The following is a 25275-nucleotide window of genomic DNA, read 5'->3' as shown; positions in this document are numbered from 1 at the left end:
AGCCCGGGACGCTCCGCGTCCCAAAGCGGACGCAGAGCGTCCATTGAGGCATTCCCACGCAGACGGTTCGACGCCTCGACGTGGGAACGATCACAGTCTGCTGGCGATGGCGGTGTTACATGCGCAGCAGCATTTTCCAGGCGCGATTCTGGTACACCGCAATCGCCTGATGCTTGCGTGCATCGAGCAGTTCGTCGGTGATGGTCGGCTCGTTGGCCAGTTGCGCCAGTTTGTTCAGCTCGCCGTACAGACGATCCATTTCCGGGATCTCCAGCACGTTGCGCGCGTGGTGCAGCCAGACCTGGATGCGTTCGATGCGTGGCAGTTGCTCGGCCAGATCTTCCGGCTGCTGCTGATAGCGCTGCAGTTGCAGCGAAGTGGCTTCTTCGCCCAGCAGGCGCGGCAGCCAGCTTTGCAACTGCGCGGCACCCTGGCGATTGCCACGGGTGTTGCGGTCAGCCGTCCAGGTGCGAGCCAGCAACCAGCGCGAAGCGTTCAGCGAGAACAGGCCCCAGCGCGGGTCTTCCAGTTCTTCGAGGAACTGCTCCGGCGCGGCTTTGCGCACGTCTTCGTCTTCGATGCCAACCTGGACCAGCGGACGCCAGTCTTCCAGCAGGGCATCCAGCGCCACGCGCAAGTCGTGGGTCGACGGACGCGGTGCGGCCTGGCCGAGGCTGCTCAGCAGGGCGCGCATTTCCGCGAGGTTCTCGACCCAGTCCTGCAACAGGCGCCAGTGGCCGTTGAAGCGATACTGTTCGGCCAGACGCTGGCTGCTGCCGAGCAAGTGCCAGGCCAGGGCGGCGAAGGCGTCGTCCAGCGGAGTTTCGGCGGTGATGGCCGGCGCCGGCAGGCTCAGCGAGTAGCTGTTGGCGTCATACAGGCGATAGCCGCGTTCGGCCTTGCTGATGTCGCATGGCATCAGGGCCAGGGTTTCGGCCAGTTCGGCGGCCAGTTCCAGCAGCGCGGCAGGCTCGCCTTCGCGCAGTTCCAGTTCCAGCTCGCAGATTTCTTCTTTCTGCTTGCCGACCACCACGTGGCCCAGGTCCAGCGCGGCTTCGATGACCACTTTGGTCTTGCCACGGCCCCAGGCGATTTCGGCGCGCTCGCGGACGAAGTCGGTGGTGAAGATCGGCTTCAGGGTTTTCTTGTCCAGCTCGGCGAGGGACTCGGGCCAGCATTCGCCGTCGAGTTTCTTCACGTCGAGCTTGGCTTTGGGCAGGTTCCAGTCGTACTCGTTACGCTCGGACAGACCGGCAACGCTCTGGCCACGGGTCTTGAGGGTCTGAATCACTTCTTCGCCGTCCTTGCGCAGGCGCAGGGCAACCTTGGCCCGGGCCAGGTCACGCTCAGGCGTGTCGAAGTACTGATTCATCAACTCACGGCGTTCCCAGCCACTTTTGTTGCGTTTTTTCAGGAGAGGGTGCTCGCGCAGGGCGGCGAGGGTTTCGCGGCTGACGCGGAGTTTGATTTCGGTTTCTTTCTGCATGGCCGGAAAATCCAGGATCGGGAGCGCAGCCGGGGGAATGTGTGGCTGCCAAGGCCGTGCAGTGTACAGGACTGAACCTTCCTACGCTTTGCGGCGGTTTATTCTCGGCGCCGGATGGTTCTATGATGAACCTCAATCCGGGAGTTGGAGTCAGCGATGCCTTTGCCGTCCATGCAAGACCAGTTCGCTGCACTGATCGCCGCGCCGTCGGTCAGTTGCACCCAGCCGCGGCTCGATCAGTCCAACCGGGCGGTGATCGATCTGCTTGCGGGCTGGCTCGGCGACCTCGGTTTCAGCTGCGATATCCAGCAGGTCAGCCCCGGAAAATTCAACCTGCTTGCCAGTTTTGGCAGCGGCCCCGGCGGGCTGGTGCTGGCCGGGCACAGCGACACGGTGCCGTACGACGATGCGCTGTGGAAAACCGATCCGCTGAAACTCACCGAAGTTGATGGCCGTTGGGTCGGCCTCGGCAGTTGCGACATGAAGGGCTTTTTCGCCCTGATCATCGAAGCCGTACAACCGCTGCTCGACCAGCCGTTCAAGCAACCGCTGCTGATCCTCGCCACCTGCGATGAAGAAAGCTCGATGTCCGGTGCCCGGGCGCTGGCCGAAGCGGGGCGACCGCTGGGCCGGGCGGCGGTGATCGGTGAGCCGACCGGGCTCAAGCCGATCCGCATGCACAAAGGCATCATGATGGAACGCATCGATATCCTCGGGCAGAGCGGCCATTCGTCGGATCCGCGCCTGGGACACAGCGCCCTCGAAGCGATGCACGATGCCATCGGCGAACTGCGCGGCCTGCGCCTGCTGTGGCAGCGTGAATTCAACAACCCGCAGTTCAGCGTGCCGCAGCCGACCATGAACTTCGGCTGCATCCACGGTGGCGATAACCCCAACCGCATCTGCGGCCAGTGTTCGCTGGAGTTCGACCTGCGGCCGCTGCCGGGGATGGACCCCAAGCTCTTGCGCAGCGAGATTCTGCGCAGGCTCAACCCGGTCGCCGAGCGCCATCAGGTGAAGATCGATTACGCGCCGCTGTTTCCCGAAGTGCCGCCGTTCGAGCAGGCCGAAGACGCGGAGCTGGTGCGAATTGCCGAAAAACTCACCGGTCACGCGGCCGAAGCGGTAGCGTTCGGCACCGAAGCGCCTTATCTTCAGCACCTTGGCTGCGAAACCATCGTGCTCGGCCCCGGCGACATCGCCTGTGCGCACCAGCCGGACGAGTACCTCGAAATGTCACGTTTGCAGCCTACCGTGCATCTATTGCGGCAGTTGATCGAACATTACTGTCTCAAAGCTGTATAAATTGCCCAAACACCCACCCGTATTCATGAGGAGAGCGCGCGTGTCGCCAAGCCTGTTCCGACGATAACCATCAGCCCGCTGTGCGTTTTCCGTTTCGCCCCTTTTCCGGCTGCTATTTATTACAGGCCCAGGTTCATGCCCGAATACGTCAATTGGCTTCGCCACGCGTCTCCCTATATCAATGCTCACCGCGATTGCACCTTCGTCGTCATGCTTCCGGGCGACGGCGTGGAGCATCCGAATTTCGGCAACATCGTCCATGACATCGTGTTGCTGCACAGCCTCGGCGTGCGGCTGGTGCTGGTGCATGGTTCCCGTCCGCAGATCGAAACCCGCCTTGCCGCCCGCGGCCTGACCCCGCATTACCACCACGGCATGCGCATCACCGATGCCGCGACGCTGGAATGCGTGATCGACGCGGTCGGCCAACTGCGCATTGCCATCGAGGCACGGTTGTCGATGGACATGGCTTCGTCGCCGATGCAGGGCTCGCGCCTGCGGGTGGCCAGCGGCAACCTTGTGACGGCGCGGCCGATCGGCGTGCTGGAAGGCGTCGACTATCACCACACCGGCGAAGTGCGCCGGGTCGACCGCAAAGGCATCAACCGCCTGCTCGACGAGCGCTCCATCGTGCTGCTGTCGCCGCTGGGTTATTCGCCGACCGGTGAAATCTTCAACCTGGCCTGCGAAGACGTCGCCACCCGCGCCGCCATTGATCTGGGCGCCGACAAGCTGCTGCTGTTCGGTGCCGACCTCGGTCTGATCGACGAAAACGGCAAACTGGTGCGCGAGCTGCGCCCGCAACAGGTGCCGGCGCATTTGCAGCGTCTGGGCAGCAACTATCAGGCGGAACTGCTGGATGCCGCCGCCGAAGCCTGCCGTGGCGGCGTGGCGCGCAGCCATATCGTCAGTTATGCCGAGGACGGCGCGCTGCTGACCGAACTGTTCACCCGTGACGGTGGCGGTACGCTGGTGGCCCAAGAGCAATTCGAACTGGTACGCGAGGCGGCGATTGAAGACGTCGGTGGCTTGCTGGACCTGATCAGCCCGCTGGAAGAGCAGGGGATTCTGGTGCGCCGTTCCCGCGAAGTGCTGGAACGTGAAATCGAGCAGTTCAGCGTGGTCGAGCGTGAAGGGATGATCATCGCCTGTGCGGCGCTGTATCAGATTGCCGATTCGGATGCCGGCGAGCTGGCGTGCCTGGCGGTGAACCCCGAGTATCGCCATGGCGGTCGCGGCGACGAATTGCTCGAGCGCATCGAGACCCGTGCCCGGGCGCAGGGCCTGAAAACCCTGTTCGTCCTTACCACCCGTACCGCCCACTGGTTCCGTGAGCGCGGTTTCGAGCCGAGCAGCGTCGAGCGCCTGCCGGCAGCGCGGGCTTCTCTCTATAACTATCAGCGCAATTCGAAGATCTTCGAAAAGTCTCTGTGATGTGACGCCCTCATCGCGAGCAGGCTCGCTCCCACAAAGGTTCACTGAGCCTGTGTGGGAGCGAGCCTGCTCGCGATAGCGTTTATTCGGTTACAAACTTCGCACTGACATAAGGCGAGTAGTCAGGCAAAACGCTTTCGACCTTGCCCTGTTCCTTCAAGAACTTCGCCGTCTCACCAATCGCCTTCGCCGTGCCGCCGTCCAGCAGCGCCGTGGTTTGTTGCGCCTTGGCGTCCGGGAAGGCCGAACCGGCGAGCAATTCCGGAACGTCGGCAGCATTGGCACCGGTCAGTTTGGCGATTTTCTGTACAGGCACCGAGTCGGCCGTCCAGCTGTCTTTATGGGCGGCGTAATCAGCGAACGAGTCCAGAGTCACCTTGGCGAATTTGGCCACGACTTCAGGATGCTTCTCGGCAAAGTCCTTGCGTGCGACCCAGACTTCGAAGGTCGGCGCGCCCCACTGGCCGACCTGCGCGGCATCGGTCAGGGTCTTGCCGGTCTTGCGGATTTCGCCCAGCGCCGGCGACCAGACAAAGGCGCCGTCGATGTCGCCACGTTTCCAGGCGGCCGCGATTTCTGCGGGTTGCAGGTTCACCACTTTGACTTTCGTGGTGTCCAGGCCCCAGTGCTTGAGGGCACCGAGCAGGCTGTAGTGGGAGGTGGAGACGAACGGGGTGGCGATGGTCTTGCCGATCAGGTCTTCGGGCTTGTTGATACCGCTGCCGTTACGCACCACTAGCGCTTCGGCGGCATTGATCTGCGCCGAGACGATGAAGGCAACGATCGGCAGATTGCGCGAGGCGGCGGCCGCCAGCGGGCTGGAGCCGAGGTTGCCGATCTGCACATCGCCGGAGGCAATGGCTGTCACAACTTCCGGGCCGCTGTTGAACCGGCGCCAGTCGATCTTCTCGCCGATGGTTTTCTCGTAGATGCCGTCGGCCTGAGGGACTTTGCTCGGGTCGATACCGGTCTGGTAGCCCACGGAAAGGTTGGCGGCATGGGCTGAAAAAGAAATCAGCGCCGACACACAAACTGTAACAAATTGACTAGATAGTGCGCGTTTGGCCATCATGGCGTCGCCTTTTTGATAGGGATTGACGAATCGGGGTTGCGTCAAAGCTAATCGATCTAAAAAAAGGCTAACAAATACCATTTAGTAATGAGCTTAGTCGCCGATACGCTGTATCCCGGTGAAGATGGCAATTGGCTGGCCATATAGCCGAATGGTATGAAAAAGAATGAATAAATTCTTTTTGGGTTTATCAGGAAGTCTTTACCCTGCAGGGACCAAATAACTGCGATTAGACCTTGGTCGTAGACACACAAGGTTACGATTGACTTGTCAGTCACGGTCTGGCGCTAATCGCGCATCTTAGGATCCAGGGGCATCAGACCCCGGACCAGGAACACAAGAATTAGAAACGAGAGGAGCGAAACATGAACAAGTCCACCTTGGCCCTGGCCGTGGCCGTAGGGGTTTTGGCGCAGCAGGCAGGCGCCGCCGGTTTCATCGAAGACAGCAAGGCCACCTTGGGGCTGCGTAACTTCTACATCAACACTGACAACCGCGATGGCGCTGGCGCCAACAAGAACGAAGAGTGGGGCCAAGGCTTCGATCTGCGTTTCATCTCCGGTTACACCCAAGGCACTGTGGGCTTCGGTATCGACGCCATCGGCCTGCTGGGCGTGCGTCTGGATTCGGGCGGCGGCACCAACGGCAACAGCGGCACCGCTTACGGCGGCACTGTGTTCCCGAGCGAGTCCAACGGTAAAGCCGTAGACAACTTCTCCAGCCTGGGTCTGACTGCCAAAGCCAAGATCTCCCAGACTGAACTGAAGCTGGGTACCCTGCAGCCGAAGAACCCGGTCATCGTGACCAACGACGGTCGTCTGCTGCCACAAACCTGGCAGGGCGGCCAGATCACTTCTGGCGAAATCAAGGACCTGACTCTGGTCGGTGGTCAGATCGAAGCCGTGAAAGGCCGTAACTCCAGCAACAACGAAAACCTGTCCATCAGCGGCGCCAACAGCCGTGGTACTGGCTTCCGTGACAGCAACAAGTTCATCTACGCCGGTGGTGACTACAAGATCACCAAAGACCTGACTGCCCAGTACTACTACGGCAACCTGGAAGACTTCTACAAGCAGCACTTCCTGGGTCTGGTACACAACTGGGCCATCGGCCCGGGCGTATTGAAGTCTGACTTCCGTTACTTCAACAGCTCCGACGACGGCAAGAACGGCACTGATCCTGCGTACTTCAGCACCGGTAACTACACCGGCGTGCGCAACGGTCGTGGCGAAGTCGACAACAACCTGTACAGCGGCCTGTTCCTGTACACCGTTGAAGGTCACACCTTCGGTGGCGGTTACCAGGTTTCCAACGGCAGCTCCGACTTCCCTTGGCTGAACCAGGGCGACGGTTCGTCGAACTACACCATCACCGACATGCAGATCCAGAAGTTCGGCCGTGCCGGCGAGAAAACCTGGCAAGCTCGCTACTCCTATGACTTCGCCAAAGTCGGCGTACCTGGCCTGACCGCCGGTGTGGTTTACCTGAAAGGCGATTCGATCGACACCGTTGGCACCAACGGTCGCGAAAGCGCTTCGAACCGTTCCGAGTGGGAACGCGACTTCACCATTGGTTACGTCGTACCGGAAGGTCCGTTCAAGAACGTCGGCCTGATGTGGAAAAACGCTGTATGGCGCACCGACCTGCCGAACACCCGTTCGCAGGACGAAAACCGCCTGATCGTCAGCTACTCGATCCCGCTGCTGTAATAGCGCGCTCCTGCACTGATGTAAAAAACCGATGTAAAAAAGCCCCGTCCGGCATCGCGCCGGACGGGGCTTTTGCGTTTTCGGGTCCGGCTCACCCCCGTAAGCCGTTCCCGATGTTCCCCTCTTTACAGCAACTCAAGGCCTTCTCGAACCTTGAGGGCGATGTTCGTCGCGATGCTGCGGGACGTCCAGTGAACAGATGTTTAATATTCTTTAAAGATATAAATATCTAGTTATTTATTCTTTTTCAGAAGATCGAATCCCGAGCTACAGTTGAGGTCTCCAACCACTCATCAGGAGCCGCACCATGAGCCTCAGACTTGGCGATATCGCCCCCGATTTCGAACAGGATTCCAGCGCCGGCAAGATTCGTTTCCACGAATGGCTGGGCGATAGCTGGGGCGTGCTGTTTTCCCACCCGGCGGACTTCACCCCGGTCTGCACCACCGAGCTGGGCTTCACTGCCAAGCTCAAGGACGAGTTCACCCAGCGTGGCGTGAAAGCCATTGCACTGTCGGTCGACCCGGTGGACTCGCACCACAAGTGGATCGAGGACATCAACGAAACCCAGAACACCATCGTCAACTTCCCGATCCTGGCCGATGCCGATCGCAAGGTGTCCGATCTGTACGATCTGATCCACCCGAACGCCAACGACACCCTGACCGTGCGTTCGCTGTTCGTGATCGATCCGAACAAGAAGATCCGCCTGACCATCACCTACCCGGCGAGCACCGGGCGCAACTTCCACGAGATCCTGCGGGTGATCGATTCGCTGCAGCTCACCGACAACTACAAGGTGGCCACCCCGGCCAACTGGCAGGACGGTGAAGAAGTGGTGATCGTGCCGTCGCTCAAGGACGAAGACGAAATCAAGCAACGCTTTCCGAAGGGCTACCGCGCGGTGAAACCGTACCTGCGCCTCACCCCACAGCCGAACAAATAACCTACCTCGGATCGTTCCCACGCTCCGCGTGGGAATGAATACATGGACGCTCCGCGTCCACTGTGACGCAGAGCGTCACGGGCGGCATTCCCACGCGGAGCGTGGGAACGATCAGTCAGGGAGCGATCAGTACGAACCACGATGCAGGGTTTCAGGCCGTTTTCACGGCCTGTTTTTTTGCCCGCAGGAAAGTGAAATGCATATCTCCATAAAGAATAACCAAATGAATAAATATGATTTATGGATATATGAATCAGCTGGTAAGGTCACTGACATCGAAGCGAGATCGCAACCCGCGAATCGCCTGTAACGCGCAAGGAATCGTCTGAATGCTGGTCGTCTCACTCGGTGGCAGTCCCAGTCAACGTTCCCGCTCCGGGGTGTTGCTGGAGCGCTCGCAACGCTGGTTGCAGCAGCAAGGGGTGGAAGTGGTGAGTTATCAGGTGCGGGACTTCCCGGCCGAAGATCTTCTCCACGCCCGCTTCGACAGCCCGAAGGTGCTCGACCTGCTGCAACAGATTGAAAACGCCGATGGCCTGCTGATCGCCACGCCGGTGTACAAGGCGTCGTTCTCCGGCGCCCTGAAGACCGTGCTGGATCTGCTGCCCGAGCGTGCGCTGAACCACAAGATTGTCCTGCCGATGGCTACCGGCGGCAGCATCGCCCACATGCTGGTGGTCGATTACGCCCTCAAGCCTGTGCTGTCGGCGTTGAAGGCCCAGGAAATGCTGCAAGGAATCTTTGCCGAGGACAGCCAGATCGCCTACGGCGAGGGCAGTGCCCAGGCGCAGTTGGCGCCGGCCCTGGAACAGCGACTGCATGAAGCGCTGGACCAGTTTGTCAGCGCCATGGCCCGCCGGCCGAAGCCGCTGGAGCCGGGGCTGTTGAACGAACGTTTGTTGAGTGCTCGCTGGAGCATTTGAAGCTTCACCCGCATTTGAAGTACTCACCTTACTCAGCCGCCAACGGCCAAGCAGGTGCAGCCAAAACCCAACAGCAAAAAGGAGAGCGCTATGCGCACTGTATTTTTGCGTCGTGGTCTGGTCGCTCTGTTTGCTGCGGCTGTGTCCTTCGGCGCCATCACTCAAGCTCAGGCCGAGACGCTAAGAATCGGTTATCAGAAATACGGCACGCTGGTGCTGCTCAAAGCCAAAGGCACGCTGGAGAAACGCCTCGCCGCCCAAGGCGTCGACGTGCAATGGACTGAATTCCCCGGCGGCCCGCAACTTCTGGAAGGCCTGAACGTCGGCTCGATCGACTTCGGCGTCACCGGCGAAACCCCGCCGGTCTTTGCCCAGGCGGCCGGTGCCGATCTGCTCTACGTGGCTTACGAGCCACCAGCGCCGAACAGCGAAGCGATCCTCGTGCCGAAAGATTCGCCGATCAAATCGGTGGCGGATCTCAAGGGCAAGAAAGTCGCCCTGAACAAAGGCTCCAACGTTCACTACCTGCTGGTGCGTGCGCTGGAAGACGCCGGCCTCAAGTACACCGACATTCAAACCGTATTCCTGCCGCCGGCCGATGCCCGCGCCGCGTTCGAACGTGGCAGCGTCGACGCTTGGGTCATCTGGGACCCGTACCAGGCCGCCGCCGAGAAACAGCTGCAAGCGCACACCCTGCGTGACGGCAAAGGCATCGTCGACAACCACCAGTTCTACCTGGCGACCAAACCCTACGCACAGAAAAATCCCGAGGTGATCAAGACCCTCGTGGAAGAAGTGCGCGCCGTCGGCGAGTGGTCCAAGGCCAACCCGGAAGACGTGACCCAACAGGTGTCGCCGCTGCTCGGCCTGCCGGCAGACATCACCCTGACCTCGGTGAAACGCCAGGGCTACGGCGCGTTGTTCCTGACCCCGGAAGTGGTCGCCGCACAACAGAAAATCGCCGACACCTTCTACCAGCTCAAGCTGATCCCCAAGCCGTTGAGCATCAAGGACGTGATCTGGACCCCACCGGCCGCTGTGGCCCAAAGCTCGGTCACCCAAGCCCAGTAAATCGAATCCCCAAGGAGACCACTCCATGAGCCTCAACATCTTCTGGTTCCTGCCAACCCACGGCGACGGCCATTACCTTGGCACCGCCGAAGGCGCCCGCGCCGTCGACCACGGCTATCTGCAACAGGTCGCGCAAGCGGCGGATCGACTGGGTTTTGGCGGCGTGCTGATTCCCACCGGTCGTTCCTGCGAGGATTCGTGGCTGGTGGCGGCATCGCTGATCCCGGTGACTCAGCGTCTGAAATTCCTTGTCGCCCTGCGCCCCGGGATCATTTCCCCGACGGTGGCGGCGCGTCAGGCGGCAACGCTGGATCGGTTGTCCGGCGGTCGTGCGCTGTTCAACCTGGTGACCGGTGGCGATCCGGAAGAGTTGGCCGGCGACGGTCTGTTCCTCGATCACGAAGCGCGCTATCAGGCCTCGGTGGAATTCACCCGGATCTGGCGTCGGGTGCTGGAAGGCGAAACCGTGGATTACGACGGCGAGCACATCAGCGTGAAGGGCGCCAAATTGCTCTATCCGCCGATCCAGCAACCGCGTCCGCCGCTGTATTTCGGTGGCTCGTCGGAAGCCGCGCAGGATCTGGCCGCCGAACAAGTGGAAATGGTCCTGACCTGGGGCGAGCCGCCCGCCGCTGTTGCCGAGAAGATTGAACAGGTGCGCGCCAAGGCCGCCAAGCTCGGCCGTACCGTGCGTTTCGGCATTCGTCTGCATGTGATCGTGCGGGAAACCAACGCCGAAGCCTGGCAAGCGGCAGATCGCCTGATTTCTCATCTGGATGACGACACCATCAAACGTGCCCAGGCATCGCTGGCGCGGTTCGATTCGGTGGGCCAGCAACGCATGGCCGCGCTGCACGGTGGCAGCCGCGACAACCTCGAAGTCAGCCCGAACCTGTGGGCCGGCGTCGGTCTGGTGCGCGGCGGTGCCGGTACCGCGCTGGTTGGCGACGGCCCGACCGTGGCGGCGCGCGTGAAGGAATACGCGGATCTGGGCATCGATACCTTCATCTTCTCCGGTTATCCACACCTCGAAGAGTCGTATCGGGTGGCCGAGCTGCTGTTCCCGCACCTCGACGTCGAGCGTCCGGAATTGCCGAAAAGCGCAGGTTACGTCAGCCCGTTCGGCGAGATGGTGGCCAACGACATTCTTCCCAAAGCCGCGTCCCAGAGCTGAGGCGCCGCCATGAAGAAATTTATCCACAGCCTCGCGCCCTGGGCGTTGCCGGTGTTGTTGCTGGCGGTGTGGCAGTTGTCGGTGTCGGCGGGTTGGCTGTCGACGCGGATTCTGCCGGCGCCGGTGGCGGTGATCGAAGCCGGCGTCAGCCTGGTGCGCAGCGGCGAAATCTGGACGCACCTGGCAATCAGCGGCTGGCGCGCCGCGCTGGGCTTCACTATCGGTGGCAGCATCGGCCTGGTGCTGGGTTTCATCACCGGCCTGTCGAAGTGGGGCGAACGCCTGCTCGACAGCTCGGTGCAGATGATCCGCAACGTGCCGCACCTGGCGCTGATTCCGCTGGTGATCCTGTGGTTCGGCATCGACGAGTCGGCGAAGATTTTTCTGGTGGCATTGGGCACGCTGTTCCCGATCTACCTCAACACCTATCACGGCATCCGCAACGTCGACCCGGCGCTGGTGGAAATGGCCCGCAGTTATGGCCTGTCCGGTTTCAGCCTGTTCTGGCAGGTGATTCTGCCGGGTGCGCTGCCTTCGATTCTGGTCGGCGTGCGCTTCGCCCTGGGCTTCATGTGGCTGACCCTGATCGTGGCGGAAACCATCTCCGCGAGCTCGGGCATCGGTTACCTGGCGATGAATGCCCGCGAGTTTTTGCAGACCGACGTGGTGGTGCTGGCGATTCTGCTGTACGCGGTGCTCGGCAAGCTGGCCGACCTCGCGGCTCGTGGCCTTGAGCGTGTGTGGTTGCGCTGGCATCCGGCCTATCAGGTTGCCAAGGGAGGTGCGGCATGACCGCTCAACAACCTCCACGCCTGCTGCGCGGGATTCCGCTGGCGGTGCGCAACCTGCAAAAGACTTTCGGCTCGCGGCAGGTACTGCGTGACATCGATCTGCACATTCCGGCGGGGCAATTCGTCGCCGTGGTCGGGCGCAGCGGATGCGGCAAAAGCACGTTGCTGCGCTTGCTCGCCGGTCTCGACCAACCCACCGGCGGCGATCTGCTCGCCGGTGCTGCACCGCTCAGCGATGCGCGGGATGACACCCGGCTGATGTTCCAGGAAGCACGGCTGCTGCCGTGGAAAAAGATCATCGACAACGTCGGGCTCGGCCTCAAAGGCAACTGGCGTCCACAAGCCTTGCAGGCGCTGGATGCGGTCGGCCTCGCCGATCGCGCCAATGAATGGCCGGCGGCGCTGTCCGGCGGGCAGAAGCAGCGCGTGGCGCTGGCCCGGGCGCTGATTCATCAACCGCGTCTGTTGCTGCTCGACGAGCCGCTGGGCGCGCTGGATGCGCTGACCCGCATCGAGATGCAGCAACTGATCGAACGTCTCTGGCAACAGCATGGTTTCACCGTGTTGCTGGTGACCCACGACGTCAGCGAAGCGGTGGCGATTGCCGACCGGGTGATTCTGATCGAGGACGGCGAAGTCGGCCTCGACCTGCAAGTGGAGCTGCCGCGCCCTCGGGTGCGTGGCTCCCATCGCCTGGCGGCGCTGGAAACCGAAGTACTCAACCGTGTGTTGTCCCTGCCCGGCGAGCCGCCGGCGCCGGAACCCGTTTCACCCTTGCCTACGCAACTGCGTTGGGCTCAATAACTCAAGCAAACGACAGGAATCAATGCCATGACTATCAAAGCCATCAACGTACGCAACCAGTTCAAAGGCGCGATCAAGGAGATCGTTCTCGGCGACGTGCTGTCGGAAATCGACGTGCAGACCGCTTCCGGCATCGTCACGTCGGTGATCACCACCCGTTCGGTCAAGGAGCTGGAACTGGAGGTCGGCAGCGAAGTGATCGCCTTCGTGAAGTCCACCGAGGTGTCCATCGCCAAGTTGTAAGGGCGTGGGACAAAAACAACCCCGAAGGGTGTGAGCCCTTCGGGGTTTTTTGTTGATCGTTCCCACGCTCCGCGTGGGAATGCCTCTGGGGACGCTCCGCGCCCAGTGACGCGGAGCGTCACGGGCTGCATTCCCACGCAGAGCGTGGGAACGATCATCGCTAGAGAATCCGTTTGGGCAAATAGGGCGGCAGATACAGCCCGATATAGGCATCAAACACTCGCATGCCTTCCTCGGCCATGCGCGGGGTGATCTGCCCGTGCTGCTGCACCGAGCGGGCGTAGACGCGGTCGCCCAGCTCCATGGCCAGCGCGAATACATCGACGTCATCCGGCAGGCGCGGCAGTTCGAAGTGATGGTCGAACAGCTTGTGCATCAGGTCGCCGAGTTCGAGGTCGTGCTGGCGGTCGGCCTGAGTGACTTCGGTGAGGCCGTGCTGCGCGAGGATCAGCTGGCGGGCGGCGGCATCCTCGCCGTAGATCTCCAGCATCCGCTCTTCGACCAGCCGCGACAGGTCTCGCCAGTCGCGCAGGGCATCGTGATCGATCGGCGCTTGCAGGCAGGCGCGGAAGGCCGCGTGCACATCTGCCGTCAGCGCTTCGAGCAGCGCCGGGACGCTGGCGAAGAAGTGGTAGACCGAAGAGGGCGGAATCTGTGCGCGCTCGGCCACGCTGTAGATCGACAGGCTCGCCACGCCCTCGGCGGCCAGCAGCGTGCGCGCGGCGTCGAGTATCGAATCGATCCGCGCCTGACTGCGGGCACGGGGTTTGCGGACGGGGGCGGGACGCGTCATGAAAGTCTCCTGCGGGGCAGCGGGCATTGTACGAGCCGGCTCTTGTGTTGTCTTGTCGGCCGCTTTCGGGAGCACCCCCCCCTCCCACGGGGTATCTCCTGTGAGATGAAATTTTCTGTTCGCAGGAGATTCACTGTGGGAGCGGGCTTGCTCGCGAACCGCCGCAGGCGGCCATAAAAAAACGCCGCTGGCTGCGATAGCCGACGGCGTTCTTTTTGGCGCTGCAATCCGCTTAAACGGTGTGCAGGTACCAGTTGTACTCGAGGTCGGAGATGGAGTGTTCGAACTCCTCCAGCTCGCTCTCTTTACAGGCGACGAAGATATCGATGTATTTCGGATCGATGTACTTGGCCATCACCTCGCTGTCGTCCAGCTCGCGCAGGGCATCGCGCAAGTTGTTCGGCAGGCTCTGCTCGTTCTGCTCGTAGCTGTTGCCTTCGACCGGAGCGCCCGGCTCGATCTTGTTGACCAGACCGTGGTGCACGCCCGCCAGCACCGAAGCCATCAGCAGGTACGGGTTGGCGTCGGCACCGGCCACGCGGTGTTCCAGACGGACCGCGTCGGCGGAGCCGGTCGGTACGCGCAGGGCCACGGTGCGGTTGTCCAGGCCCCAGCTCGGCGAGTTCGGCACGTAGAACTGTGCGCCGAAACGGCGGTAGGAGTTGACGTTCGGGCAGAGGAAAGCCATCTGCGCGGGCAGGGTCTCGAGCACACCGCCGATCGCGTGACGCAGCGCGGCGTTCTGCTCGGGATCCTCGCTGGCAAAAATGTTTTTGCCTTCTTTGTCGAGAACCGAAATATGGACGTGCAGACCGTTGCCTGCCTGGCCCGGGTACGGCTTGGCCATGAAGGTGGTGTCCATTTCATGGTCGTAAGCGATGTTCTTGATCAGACGCTTGAGCAGGACCGCGTAGTCGCATGCCTTGATCGGGTCGGCGACGTGGTGCAGGTTCACTTCGAACTGCGCCGGGGCACTTTCCTTGACGATGGCGTCGGCCGGGATGCCTTGCTCTTTGGCGCCTTCCAGAATGTCCTGGAGGCAGTCGACGTATTCGTCGAGGTCGTCGATCAAGTAGACCTGGGTCGAATGCGGGCGTTTGCCGGAGATCGGCGAGCGCGGCGGCTGAGGGCGGCCGTTCACGTTTTCCTGGTCGATCAGGTAGAACTCGAGTTCGAACGCGGCGCAGATGGTCAGGCCGAGCTCGTCAAACTTTGCAACAACTTGACGGAGCACTTCGCGCGGGTCGGCGAAGAAAGGGTCACCTTCGAGTTCGTGCATGGTCATCAACAGTTGCGCGGTCGGGCGCTTCTGCCATGGCTCGTTGCACAGGGTATCGGGGATTGGATAGCAGATACGGTCGGCGTCGCCGATGTCCAGGCCCAGGCCGGTGCTTTCCACCGTCGAACCATTGATATCCAGAGCAAATAGAGAGGCCGGCAGGTTGATGCCTTTCTCGTAAACCTTGTGGAGGCTGGTGCGTTCGATGCGCTTGCCGCGCACCACACCATTCATATCCGCAATCAGAAGGTCAACGTACAGAACCTCAGGATGTTCCTTAAGGAACGCGTTCGCTTCGTTAAGCTGAACGGCACGCGGGGGTACCGACATGATGCAACACCTTTGTTGTTAAAAATATCAATCATTGATCTTTTCTGGTTTCAGTCAACCCGAACGGCCTGCCGAAGTCAAGCGAGGCCTTTTCTGCCCTGAAAAAGCGCCACGAGGGCATTTATGGGGCACTTTGAGGCATTTTTTTATCCGTGAAGGACGCGCCACCCGCAGGCTTGAGCAGGCCGTGTTGTATTTTTTACGGGGGTGTTGTGTAAAAAAATGAACAAGGCTAAGCTCGGATCAAACCCATAACAGCAATAATACCGGGGTGCTTCATGTCTCGCCTGCCGTTAATCGGCGTCACCGACTGCTCTTTGCAGTCCGGTCTGCATGCTTATCACATCAGTGGCGACACGTCCGTCCGCAGTGCGGCCAGCAAGGCCTGCAACGTGCCAGCGATCTCCCAGCGCATGGCAGATCGAGCGCCAGCGTCCGATATTCTGGACGTGTGCGAGGGCATCCTCTTTAGCGGTTCTCCTTTCAATATAGATCTCTTTCCTGCTCCCGGCCTGCACCGCGTCCGTCGCCGTGCCCGTGATTCTGCACGCCCGGGATGTGCACAGGAAATGCAACGCCAGCGTAAAGGGCAGGTAAGCTCCTCCTTCATTGTCTATGCGCGGTGCCTGGCGTAAGCCGGCACTGCGCGCAAGCAAGGCCCTTTAACGCGACGCCCCGTGCGTCAAACTTGCCTGACATGCGTCAGGAGACTCAGCCCAGAGGCATTTATGAGTAACAACCTCGACCAGCTCACCGATTGGTTGAAAGACCACAAGATCACAGAAGTCGAATGCATGATCGGCGACTTGACCGGCATCACCCGGGGCAAGATCTCGCCGACCAACAAGTTCATCGCCGAAAAAGGCATGCGCCTGCCAGAGAGCGTTCTGTTGCAGACCGTGACCGGCGACTACGTCGAAGACGACATCTATTACGAGCTGCTCGACCCGGCCGACATCGACATGATCTGCCGTCCCGACCAGAACGCCGTGTACCTGGTGCCATGGGCCATCGAGCCGACCGCCCAGGTGATCCACGACACCTACGACAAGCAAGGCAACCCGATCGAGCTGTCGCCGCGCAACGTCCTCAAGAAAGTCCTGAAACTCTATGCCGACAAGGGCTGGCAGCCGATCGTTGCGCCGGAAATGGAGTTCTACCTGACCAAGCGCAGCGACGACCCTGACTATCCGTTGCAGCCGCCAGTTGGCCGTTCCGGGCGTCCGGAGATCGGTCGTCAGTCGTTCTCCATCGAAGCGGCGAACGAATTCGATCCGCTGTTCGAAGACGTCTACGACTGGTGCGAATTGCAGGAGCTGGACCTCGACACGCTGATCCATGAGGACGGCACGGCGCAGATGGAAATCAACTTCCGTCACGGCGATGCCCTGTCGCTGGCCGACCAGATTCTGGTGTTCAAACGCACCATGCGCGAGGCCGCCCTCAAGCACAACGTGGCCGCGACCTTCATGGCCAAGCCGATGACCGGCGAGCCGGGCAGTGCGATGCACCTGCACCAGAGCATCATCGACATCGAGACTGGCAAGAACGTGTTCTCCAACGAAGATGGGACCATGAGCCAGCTGTTCCTGCACCACATCGGTGGCCTGCAGAAACTGATCCCGGAATTGCTGCCGCTGTTCGCACCGAACGTCAACTCATTCCGCCGCTTCCTGCCGGATACCTCGGCACCGGTGAACGTTGAGTGGGGCGAAGAAAACCGCACCGTGGGCCTGCGCGTCCCGGATGCCGGCCCGCAGAACCGCCGGGTGGAAAACCGCCTGCCGGGCGCCGACGCCAACCCGTACCTGGCGATTGCCGCGAGCCTGCTCTGCGGCTACATCGGCATGGTCGAAGGGATCAACCCGAGCGCACCGGTCGTGGGCCGTGGCTACGAGCGCCGCAACCTGCGCCTGCCGCTGACCATCGAGGACGCCCTGGAGCGCATGGAAAACAGCGCGACCATCGAGAAATACCTGGGCAAGACCTTCATCACCGGCTACGTCGCGGTCAAGCGGGCCGAGCATGAAAACTTCAAGCGCGTGATCAGTTCCTGGGAGCGTGAGTACCTGCTCTTCGCCGTCTGATACGCCGGGCGCGGTGGCCAGCCGCCGCGCCTTCACCGATAACAAGGAGAATTGGCATGACCAGCAACAACCCGCAAACCCGTGAGTGGCAAGCCCTCAGCAGCGATCACCACCTGGCCCCGTTCAGCGACTTCAAGCAGCTGAAAGAAAAGGGTCCACGGATCATCACCAACGCCAAGGGCGTGTACCTGTGGGACAGCGAGGGCAACAAGATCCTCGACGGCATGGCGGGTCTGTGGTGTGTGGCGATCGGTTATGGACGCGATGAGCTGGCGGATGCTGCCGCCAAACAGATGCGCGAACTGCCTTACTACAACCTGTTCTTCCAGACCGCGCACCCGCCGGCGCTGGAACTGGCCAAGGCCATCGCCGACGTGGCGCCAGAAGGCATGAACCACGTGTTCTTCACCGGCTCCGGTTCCGAAGGCAACGACACCATGCTGCGCATGGTTCGCCACTACTGGGCGATCAAGGGCCAGCCGAACAAGAAAGTCATCATCAGCCGCAAGAACGGCTACCACGGTTCCACCGTGGCAGGCGCAAGCCTGGGCGGCATGACCTACATGCACGAACAGGGCGACCTGCCGATTCCGGGCATCGTCCACACCGCGCAGCCGTACTGGTTCGCCGAAGGCGGCGACATGACCCCGGAAGAGTTCGGGATCTGGGCGGCCAATCAGCTGGAAGAAAAGATTCTGGAAGTCGGCGTCGACAACGTCGGTGCCTTTATTGCCGAGCCGATCCAGGGCGCCGGCGGCGTGATCATTCCGCCAGACACCTACTGGCCGCGCATCAAGGAAATCCTCGCCAAGTACGACATCCTGTTCGTGGCCGATGAAGTGATCTGCGGTTTCGGCCGTACCGGCGAATGGTTCGGCAGTGATTTTTACGACCTCAAGCCACACATGATGACCATCGCCAAAGGCCTGACGTCCGGCTACATCCCGATGGGTGGCCTGATCGTGCGCGACGAAGTGGTGGCGGTGCTCAACGAGGGCGGCGACTTCAACCACGGCTTCACCTACTCCGGTCACCCGGTAGCGGCGGCAGTAGGTCTGGAAAACATCCGGATTCTGCGCGAAGAGAAAATCATCGAACGCGCCCATGAAGAAACGGCACCGTATTTGCAGAAACGTCTGCGCGAACTGAACGATCACCCGTTGGTGGGTGAAGTGCGCGGAGTCGGTCTGCTGGGGGCCATCGAGCTGGTGCAGGACAAGGCCACTCGCAAGCGTTACGAAGGCAAGGGTGTGGGCATGATCTGCCGCCAGTTCTGCTTCGACAACGGGCTGATCATGCGTGCCGTGGGCGACACCATGATCATCGCGCCGCCGCTGGTGATCAGCAAGGCGGAGATCGACGAGCTGGTGACAAAGGCACGCAAGTGCCTGGACCTGACCCTGAGTGCGTTGCAGGGCTAAGTGCTAGGCTCTGAGCGATGGAGCTGTTGCGCTGTCGCTCGGAGCTGTCAGAAAGGCTGGTCTTTTCTTGAAAGACCGCCTCGGATCTTGCCAGACTAGCCGCGGTTCCAGTTGTCCGGGTTCGGCCGCTGAACAAAGTGGTTCAAAAAAGAAAAATTTGGAGCATTAACGCATGAAGGCATTAGGCAAAAAGCTCGCTGGCAAGACTCTGCTCGCCATGTCCCTGATGGGCGTGATGGCGGGTGCGGTTCAGGCGGACGACAAGGTGTTGCACGTTTACAACTGGTCCGACTACATCGCGCCGGACACGGTTGCCAATTTCGAAAAAGAGACGGGCATCAAGGTCGTCTATGACGTTTTCGACAGCAACGAAACCCTGGAAGCGAAGCTGCTGGCCGGCAAATCCGGTTACGACATCGTGGTGCCTTCCAACAACTTCCTGGCCAAGCAGATCAAGGCCGGCGTTTATCAGGAACTGGACAAGTCCAAGCTGACGAACTGGAAGAACCTCGACGAAGACCTGCTCAAGGCCGTTGGCGACGCCAGCGACCCGGGCAACAAGCACGCGTTCCCGTACATGTGGGGTTCGATCGGCATCGGCTACAACCCGGAGAAGGTCAAGGCTGCACTGGGCATCGACAAGATCGATTCCTGGGACATCGTGTTCAAGCCTGAAAACATCGAGAAGCTGAAAAGCTGCGGCGTGAGCTTCCTCGACGCGCCGACCGAAATGATTCCGGCGGCTTTGCACTACCTGGGCAAACCGACCAACAGCAAAGACAAGGCTGACCTGAAAGCCGCCGAGGACCTGTTCCTCAAAGTGCGTCCTTCGGTTGCCTACTTCCACTCCTCGAAGTACATCTCGGACCTGGCCAACGGCAACATCTGCGTGGCGGTCGGTTACTCGGGTGACCTGGAACAATCCAAGACCCGCGCCAAGGAAGCCGGTGACAAGGTCAAGCTGGCCTACACCATTCCGAAAGAAGGTGCCGGTACTTTCTACGACATGGTCGCCATTCCAAAGGATGCCGAAAACGTCGAAGCCGCCTACAAGTTCATGAACTACCTGCTCGAGCCGAAAGTGATGGCCGAAATCACCAACGCCGTGCGTTTCCCGAACGGCAACAAGGCGGCCACGCCGCTGGTGGACAAGGAAATCACCAGTGATCCGAGCATCTACCCTTCGGCTGAAGTGAAGAAGCAGCTCTATGCGATCAGCGATTTGGACGCGGCCACCCTGCGCCTGATCACTCGCAGCTGGACCAAGATCAAATCCGGTAAATAAGCCGGTTTGAAGCAGTCACCGCTGGCCGTCGCCTTCACCCGGTCGGCCAGTGGTGCAATTAAATGACAGAAAGTTTTGCTGGAACGGTTTTTCGAAGGTAAGTTGCGCGCCGGTTTTGTTGCCGGGCAACCGTGACTGTCATGCAGCACGGGGCAACTTGGGCCCAACTAAATTAGAGGACCTCCACTTGCCTATTTTTTCTTCTTTGCGCAATGCCCTGCTGGCCGCTGCCGGCCTGACGTTCGCTGTCGGTGCCCAAGCCGCCGGTACTGTGCATATTTATAACTGGTCGGATTACATCGGCGAGACCACTCTGGCCGATTTCCAGAAAGACACCGGGATCAAACCGGTCTACGACGTGTTCGACTCCAACGAAACCCTGGAAGGCAAACTGCTCGCCGGGCGTACCGGTTACGACGTGGTCGTGCCGTCGAACCACTTCCTCGGCAAGCAGATCAAGGCGGGCGCGTTCCAGAAGCTCGACAAGGCGCAGCTGCCGAACTATTCCAATCTCGATCCGGTGCTGCTCAAGCGCCTGGAACAGAACGATCCGGGCAACCTGTACGCCGTACCGTATCTGTGGGGCACCAACGGCATCGGCTACAACGTCGATAAAGTGAAGGCCGTGCTCGGCGTCGACAAGATCGACTCCTGGAGCGTGCTGTTCGAGCCGGAGAACATCAAGAAGCTGCACAGCTGCGGCGTGGCGTTCCTCGATTCGGCCGATGAAATGATGCCGACCGTGCTCAACTACATGGGCTTGAACGCCAACAGCACTGATCCCAAGGATTACGCCAAGGCCACGGACAAACTGCTCGCCGTGCGTCCTTACGTGACCTACTTCCACTCCTCGAAATACATCGGTGACCTGGCCAACGGCGACATCTGCGTGGCCATCGGTTTCTCCGGCGACATCTTCCAGGCGAAGAACCGTGCCGAAGAAGCCAAGAAGGGCGTGAACATTGCCTACTCGATCCCGAAAGAAGGTGGCGCGCTGTGGTTCGACATGCTGGCGATTCCGAAGGATTCGGCCAACGTCAAAGAGGCCCACGCCTTCATCAACTATTTGCTGAAACCTGAGGTGATCGCCCAGGTCAGTGATTACGTCGGTTACGCCAACCCCAACCCGGGTTCGGACAAGCTGATGGAGCAGTCCATCCGCACCGACGAGTCGGTTTATCCACCGCAGGCCGTGCTCGACAAGACCTACGTGTCGATCGAGTTGCCGCCGAACATTCAGCGTTTGATGACCCGCAGCTGGACCAAGGTCAAGTCGGGTAAATAGCTTCAACGTACAAACTATCCTGGGTTCGTCTTGCGTGGGCGAACTGCACTCTTTTTTTCTGGGAGTTTTGTAAATGGCAGTTGCCTCCGGCGCCTATAAGAAAGCCCTCGAGGGCGACCAGACACCGAAACAGGTGCTGGTCAAAATCGACCGGGTCACGAAGAAGTTCGACGAGACGGTTGCCGTGGACGATGTGTCCCTGGAAATCAAGAAGGGCGAGATCTTCGCCCTGCTCGGCGGTTCGGGATCGGGCAAATCCACTCTGCTGCGGATGCTGGCAGGGTTCGAACGGCCCACGGAGGGGCGCATTTTCCTCGACGGCGTCGACATCACCGACATGCCGCCGTACGAGCGACCGATCAACATGATGTTCCAGTCCTACGCCCTGTTCCCGCACATGACCGTGGCGCAGAACATCGCGTTCGGCCTGCAACAGGACAAGATTCCCAAGGCCGAGATCGACGCCCGCGTGGCCGAGATGCTCAAGCTGGTGCAGATGAGCCAGTACGCCAAGCGCAAGCCGCATCAACTGTCTGGCGGTCAGCGTCAGCGTGTGGCGCTGGCACGTTCGCTGGCCAAACGGCCGAAACTGCTGCTGCTCGACGAGCCGATGGGCGCACTGGACAAGAAACTGCGTTCGCAGATGCAGCTGGAACTGGTGGAAATCATCGAGCGCGTGGGTGTGACCTGCGTGATGGTGACCCACGATCAGGAAGAGGCCATGACCATGGCCGAGCGCATCGCGATCATGCACCTGGGCTGGATCGCCCAGATCGGCAGCCCGATCGACATCTACGAAACCCCGACCAGCCGTCTGGTCTGCGAATTCATCGGTAACGTGAACATCTTCGAAGGCGAAGTGATCGACGACGCCGAAGGTCACGCGACCATTACCTGCAAGGACCTCGACCGGCAGATCTACGTCGGCCACGGCATCAGCACCTCGGTGCAGGACAAGTCCGTGACCTACGCGATCCGTCCGGAAAAACTGCTGGTCACCGCCGACCAGCCGACCTGCGAATACAACTGGTCGAGCGGCAAGGTGCATGACATCGCCTACCTCGGCGGCCATTCGGTGTTCTACGTCGAATTGCCGAGCGGCAAGCTGGTGCAGTCGTTCGTGGCCAACGCCGAGCGCCGTGGCGCACGTCCGACCTGGGGCGATCAGGTCTACGTGTGGTGGGAAGACGACAGCGGCGTGGTACTTCGCTCATGAACATGCGCAAATTCAAACGCCGGCTCAATCGAATAATTCCCGGTGGCCGTCAGCTGGTCATCGGGGTCCCGTTCATCTGGCTGTTCCTGTTCTTCATGCTGCCGTTCTTCATCGTCCTGAAGATCAGCTTCGCCGAAGCGGACGTGGCCATTCCGCCGTACACCGAGATCTACACCTACGCCGAGCAAAAGCTGCAACTGCTGCTGAACCTGGGCAACTACGCGATGCTCGGCGACGACGAGCTGTACATCGCCGCCTACCTCGGCTCGCTGAAGATGGCGTTTTTCAGCACGCTGCTGTGCCTGTTGATCGGTTACCCGATGGCCTACGCCATCGCCAGCGCCCGCAAAGAGCTGCAGACGGTGCTGGTGCTGCTGATCATGATGCCGACCTGGACCGCGATCCTGATCCGCGTCTATGCCTGGATGGGCATCCTCAGCAACAACGGTCTGCTCAACGGTTTCCTGATGAGCATGGGCCTGATCGACGAACCGCTGCAGATTCTCAACACCAACCTCGCGGTGTACATCGGCGTCGTCTACTCGTACCTGCCGTTCATGATCCTGCCGCTGTACGCCAACCTGGTGAAGCACGACACCAGCCTGCTGGAGGCCGCTTCCGACCTGGGTTCGAGCACCTTCAACAGCTTCTGGAAAATCACCGTGCCGCTGTCCAAGAACGGCATCATCGCCGGCTGCATGCTGGTGTTCATCCCGGTGGTGGGCGAGTTCGTGATCCCGGAACTGCTGGGCGGTCCGGAAACCCTGATGATCGGTAAAGTGCTCTGGCAAGAGTTCTTCAACAACCGTGACTGGCCGGTGGCGTCCGCCCTGGCGGTGGTGATGCTGGCGATCCTGATCGTGCCGATCATCCTGTTCAACCGCAGTCAGGCCAAGGAAATGGAGGGTAAAGAATGAAGCGCTTCCGTTTCTCCAGCCTGATGCTGGTGCTCGGCCTGTTGTTCATCTACCTGCCGATGCTGATCCTGGTGATCTACTCGTTTAACGCCTCGAAACTGGTAACGGTGTGGGGCGGCTGGTCGGTGAAGTGGTACGTCGGCCTGCTCGACAACTCGCAACTGATGGGCTCGGTGGTGCGCTCGCTGGAAATCGCCTGCTACACCGCGATTGCCGCCGTGGCGCTGGGTACGCTGGCAGCCTTCGTGCTGACCCGCATCACCCGCTTCAAGGGCCGCACGCTGTTCGGCGGTCTGGTCACCGCGCCGCTGGTCATGCCTGAGGTGATTACCGGTCTGTCGTTGCTGCTGCTGTTCGTGGCGATGGCGCAGATGATCGGCTGGCCACAGGAGCGGGGCATCGTCACCATTTGGATTGCGCACACCACGTTCTGTGCGGCGTATGTGGCGGTGGTGGTGTCGGCGCGTCTGCGTGAGCTGGACCTGTCGATCGAAGAAGCGGCGATGGACCTCGGTGCGCGTCCGTGGAAGGTGTTCTTCCTGATCACCATCCCGATGATCGCGCCGTCGCTGGCGGCGGGCGGCATGATGTCGTTCGCGCTGTCGCTGGACGATCTGGTATTGGCGAGCTTCGTCTCCGGCCCGGGTTCGACGACCCTGCCGATGGAAGTGTTCTCGGCGGTGCGTCTGGGCGTGAAGCCAGAGATCAACGCCGTGGCCAGTCTGATTCTGCTGGCGGTGTCGCTGGTGACCTTCCTGGTCTGGTTCTTCAGCCGCCGTGCCGAAGAAGCCCGCAAGAAAGCGATTCAGCAGGCCATCGAAGAGGGCGCTGCCGATTCGTGGAAACAACCGGACGTACGCCGGGCGCCGACGCCGGAAGCGGCTTAAGCAATATAGGGTTGGCTCTTTTCTCAAGGCCAACCCAATTCAAAATGTGGGAGCGGGCTTGCTCGCGAAAGCGGTGTATCAGTCGACGTATTCAGTGACTGATACGGCCTCTTCGTCGGATCGCCGCCCGGAGCAAGCCCGCTCCCACATTTGGTTTTAGGCAGTCCAAGGTGAACTGCGGATAACCTCGACGAAGTTCATCGGCGTGAACCCTGGTTCCTGATCTTTCAGCACGTCGGTCTTCACATTGCCGAACGTGGTCTGCGGACGATGACGCAAGCCATCGGCGAACGCGCAGATGATGCACTCCTTGAAACCTTCGCCCCGTGGATGCGCATGCACCACCGCCTCGCGCTGCACCGTGGTGAACGCCGCGTAGTCCATGCCCAGCACGTCCATCTCGACGCCTGCGGTCACCAGCGCCACAGTCGGACGCAGATGCTTCGGCACCCCCGGCGTGGTGTGCAGGGCGATCGACAACCAGACCTGCTCGATGTCGTCATCGCTCAACCCGTACGGTTTTAGAAACGCGGCGGCTGCGTTGGCGCCATCGACTTCGAAGCGCTCGTCATCGCTGCGGTGACCTTCGACCAGACCCAGGTCGTGGAACATCGCGCCGACGTACAGCAGCTCCGGGTCGTAGGCCAGTTGCTGGCGCTCACCGCTCAAGGCACCGAACAGAAACACCCGGCGCGAGTGGTGGTAAAGCAGGTCGGATTCGATGTCGCGGATGTATTCGGTGGTGGCCCGGGCGAGGGCGCTGTCGGGGATCTGGATACCGGCGATGGTCGTGGTCATGTTGAGCTTCCTCGTCGAA

Annotated in this window: 23 protein-coding genes; 18 read left to right on the top strand and 5 right to left on the bottom strand. The window is 60.8% G+C overall.

Annotated features, from left to right (window positions below):
* Positions 1-115: 115 nt before the first annotated feature.
* Positions 116-1486: an inorganic triphosphatase gene (locus tag ABTV87_RS28145; protein WP_007951783.1), complete on the bottom strand. Its 1371-nt coding sequence runs from the start codon at positions 1484-1486 to the stop codon at positions 116-118.
* 156 nt (positions 1487-1642) lie between these two features.
* On the opposite strand from ABTV87_RS28145, the gene argE reads away from it, so the two are divergent.
* Both argE and argA read left to right on the top strand, forming a co-directional pair.
* Positions 1643-2791 carry an acetylornithine deacetylase gene (argE, locus tag ABTV87_RS28140; RefSeq protein ID WP_433898697.1) on the top strand — a complete coding sequence of 383 codons (1149 nt, stop codon included), beginning with the start codon at positions 1643-1645 and terminating at the stop codon, positions 2789-2791.
* Positions 2792-2926: 135 nt separating this feature from the next.
* Positions 2927-4225, top strand: a complete 1299-nt coding sequence (gene argA / locus ABTV87_RS28135) for an amino-acid N-acetyltransferase (RefSeq protein ID WP_007951778.1) — start codon at positions 2927-2929, stop codon at positions 4223-4225.
* A gap of 82 nt (positions 4226-4307) precedes the next feature.
* Here argA and tauA read toward each other — a convergent pair whose 3' ends face one another.
* Complete coding sequence (gene tauA / locus ABTV87_RS28130; protein ID WP_433898696.1) at positions 4308-5297, bottom strand: taurine ABC transporter substrate-binding protein; 990 nt, start codon at positions 5295-5297, stop codon at positions 4308-4310.
* A 365-nt stretch (positions 5298-5662) separates the two neighbouring features.
* Here tauA and ABTV87_RS28125 point away from each other — a divergent pair, with 365 nt between their 5' ends.
* The 8 genes from ABTV87_RS28125 (at position 5663) to ABTV87_RS28090 (ending at position 12958) form a co-directional block, all read left to right on the top strand.
* Positions 5663-7006: an OprD family porin gene (locus tag ABTV87_RS28125; protein WP_011336456.1), complete on the top strand. Its 1344-nt coding sequence runs from the start codon at positions 5663-5665 to the stop codon at positions 7004-7006.
* Positions 7007-7313: 307 nt separating this feature from the next.
* A complete protein-coding gene (locus tag ABTV87_RS28120) occupies positions 7314-7952 on the top strand; it encodes a peroxiredoxin (protein WP_007951774.1) in 639 nt (212 codons plus the stop codon).
* Positions 7953-8281: 329 nt separating this feature from the next.
* A complete protein-coding gene (gene ssuE, locus ABTV87_RS28115; protein ID WP_011336454.1) occupies positions 8282-8875 on the top strand; it encodes an NADPH-dependent FMN reductase in 594 nt (197 codons plus the stop codon).
* Positions 8876-8965: 90 nt separating this feature from the next.
* Positions 8966-9946 carry a sulfonate ABC transporter substrate-binding protein gene (locus ABTV87_RS28110; RefSeq protein ID WP_007953529.1) on the top strand — a complete coding sequence of 327 codons (981 nt, stop codon included), beginning with the start codon at positions 8966-8968 and terminating at the stop codon, positions 9944-9946.
* 25 nt (positions 9947-9971) lie between these two features.
* Positions 9972-11120, top strand: a complete 1149-nt coding sequence (gene ssuD, locus ABTV87_RS28105) for an FMNH2-dependent alkanesulfonate monooxygenase (RefSeq protein ID WP_011336452.1) — start codon at positions 9972-9974, stop codon at positions 11118-11120.
* A gap of 9 nt (positions 11121-11129) precedes the next feature.
* The gene (gene ssuC / locus ABTV87_RS28100) at positions 11130-11912 is read left to right on the top strand and encodes an aliphatic sulfonate ABC transporter permease SsuC (RefSeq protein WP_011336451.1); all 783 of its coding nucleotides are present in this window, start codon (positions 11130-11132) and stop codon (positions 11910-11912) included.
* Positions 11909-12715, top strand: a complete 807-nt coding sequence (gene ssuB, locus ABTV87_RS28095; protein ID WP_221534534.1) for an aliphatic sulfonates ABC transporter ATP-binding protein — start codon at positions 11909-11911, stop codon at positions 12713-12715. Before ssuC ends, ssuB begins: the two co-directional genes overlap by 4 nt.
* A 27-nt stretch (positions 12716-12742) precedes the next feature.
* Positions 12743-12958, top strand: coding sequence for a TOBE domain-containing protein (locus ABTV87_RS28090; RefSeq protein WP_007953520.1), 216 nt, complete (start codon positions 12743-12745; stop codon positions 12956-12958).
* A 160-nt stretch (positions 12959-13118) separates the two neighbouring features.
* Here ABTV87_RS28090 and ABTV87_RS28085 read toward each other — a convergent pair whose 3' ends face one another.
* Together ABTV87_RS28085 and ABTV87_RS28080 are read right to left on the bottom strand one after the other, a co-directional pair.
* A complete protein-coding gene (locus ABTV87_RS28085; protein ID WP_039765384.1) occupies positions 13119-13751 on the bottom strand; it encodes a TetR/AcrR family transcriptional regulator in 633 nt (210 codons plus the stop codon).
* Between the two features lie 232 nt (positions 13752-13983).
* The gene (locus tag ABTV87_RS28080; protein WP_007953516.1) at positions 13984-15360 is read right to left on the bottom strand and encodes a glutamine synthetase family protein; all 1377 of its coding nucleotides are present in this window, start codon (positions 15358-15360) and stop codon (positions 13984-13986) included.
* Between the two features lie 278 nt (positions 15361-15638).
* Between ABTV87_RS28080 and ABTV87_RS28075 the strand changes: the two genes are divergently transcribed.
* From ABTV87_RS28075 to ABTV87_RS28040, 8 genes are all read left to right on the top strand, one after another.
* Positions 15639-15995 carry a gamma-glutamyl-gamma-aminobutyrate hydrolase family protein gene (locus ABTV87_RS28075; protein WP_139834478.1) on the top strand — a complete coding sequence of 119 codons (357 nt, stop codon included), beginning with the start codon at positions 15639-15641 and terminating at the stop codon, positions 15993-15995.
* 93 nt (positions 15996-16088) lie between these two features.
* Positions 16089-17447: a glutamine synthetase family protein gene (locus ABTV87_RS28070; protein WP_007953514.1), complete on the top strand. Its 1359-nt coding sequence runs from the start codon at positions 16089-16091 to the stop codon at positions 17445-17447.
* Positions 17448-17503: 56 nt separating this feature from the next.
* Positions 17504-18868, top strand: coding sequence for an aspartate aminotransferase family protein (locus tag ABTV87_RS28065; RefSeq protein WP_433898695.1), 1365 nt, complete (start codon positions 17504-17506; stop codon positions 18866-18868).
* 172 nt (positions 18869-19040) lie between these two features.
* A complete protein-coding gene (locus ABTV87_RS28060) occupies positions 19041-20153 on the top strand; it encodes a polyamine ABC transporter substrate-binding protein (protein WP_127800510.1) in 1113 nt (370 codons plus the stop codon).
* Positions 20154-20340: 187 nt separating this feature from the next.
* Positions 20341-21438 carry a polyamine ABC transporter substrate-binding protein gene (locus ABTV87_RS28055; protein WP_127800508.1) on the top strand — a complete coding sequence of 366 codons (1098 nt, stop codon included), beginning with the start codon at positions 20341-20343 and terminating at the stop codon, positions 21436-21438.
* 73 nt (positions 21439-21511) lie between these two features.
* Positions 21512-22654 carry an ABC transporter ATP-binding protein gene (locus ABTV87_RS28050; protein WP_007953506.1) on the top strand — a complete coding sequence of 381 codons (1143 nt, stop codon included), beginning with the start codon at positions 21512-21514 and terminating at the stop codon, positions 22652-22654.
* Between the two features lie 35 nt (positions 22655-22689).
* A complete protein-coding gene (locus ABTV87_RS28045; protein WP_170844921.1) occupies positions 22690-23571 on the top strand; it encodes an ABC transporter permease subunit in 882 nt (293 codons plus the stop codon).
* Complete coding sequence (locus ABTV87_RS28040) at positions 23568-24458, top strand: ABC transporter permease subunit (protein ID WP_007953503.1); 891 nt, start codon at positions 23568-23570, stop codon at positions 24456-24458. Before ABTV87_RS28045 ends, ABTV87_RS28040 begins: the two co-directional genes overlap by 4 nt.
* 156 nt (positions 24459-24614) lie before the next feature.
* On the opposite strand, the gene ABTV87_RS28035 is transcribed toward ABTV87_RS28040, so the two are convergent.
* Positions 24615-25256 carry an HD domain-containing protein gene (locus ABTV87_RS28035; protein WP_221534542.1) on the bottom strand — a complete coding sequence of 214 codons (642 nt, stop codon included), beginning with the start codon at positions 25254-25256 and terminating at the stop codon, positions 24615-24617.
* Between the last annotated feature and the right edge of the window lie 19 nt (positions 25257-25275).

It is taken from the genome of Pseudomonas sp. PSE1(2024), from assembly GCF_050990555.1.
Lineage (GTDB): Bacteria > Pseudomonadota > Gammaproteobacteria > Pseudomonadales > Pseudomonadaceae > Aquipseudomonas > Aquipseudomonas aphyarum.
This window is presented reverse-complemented; position numbering and strand designations above follow the sequence as displayed.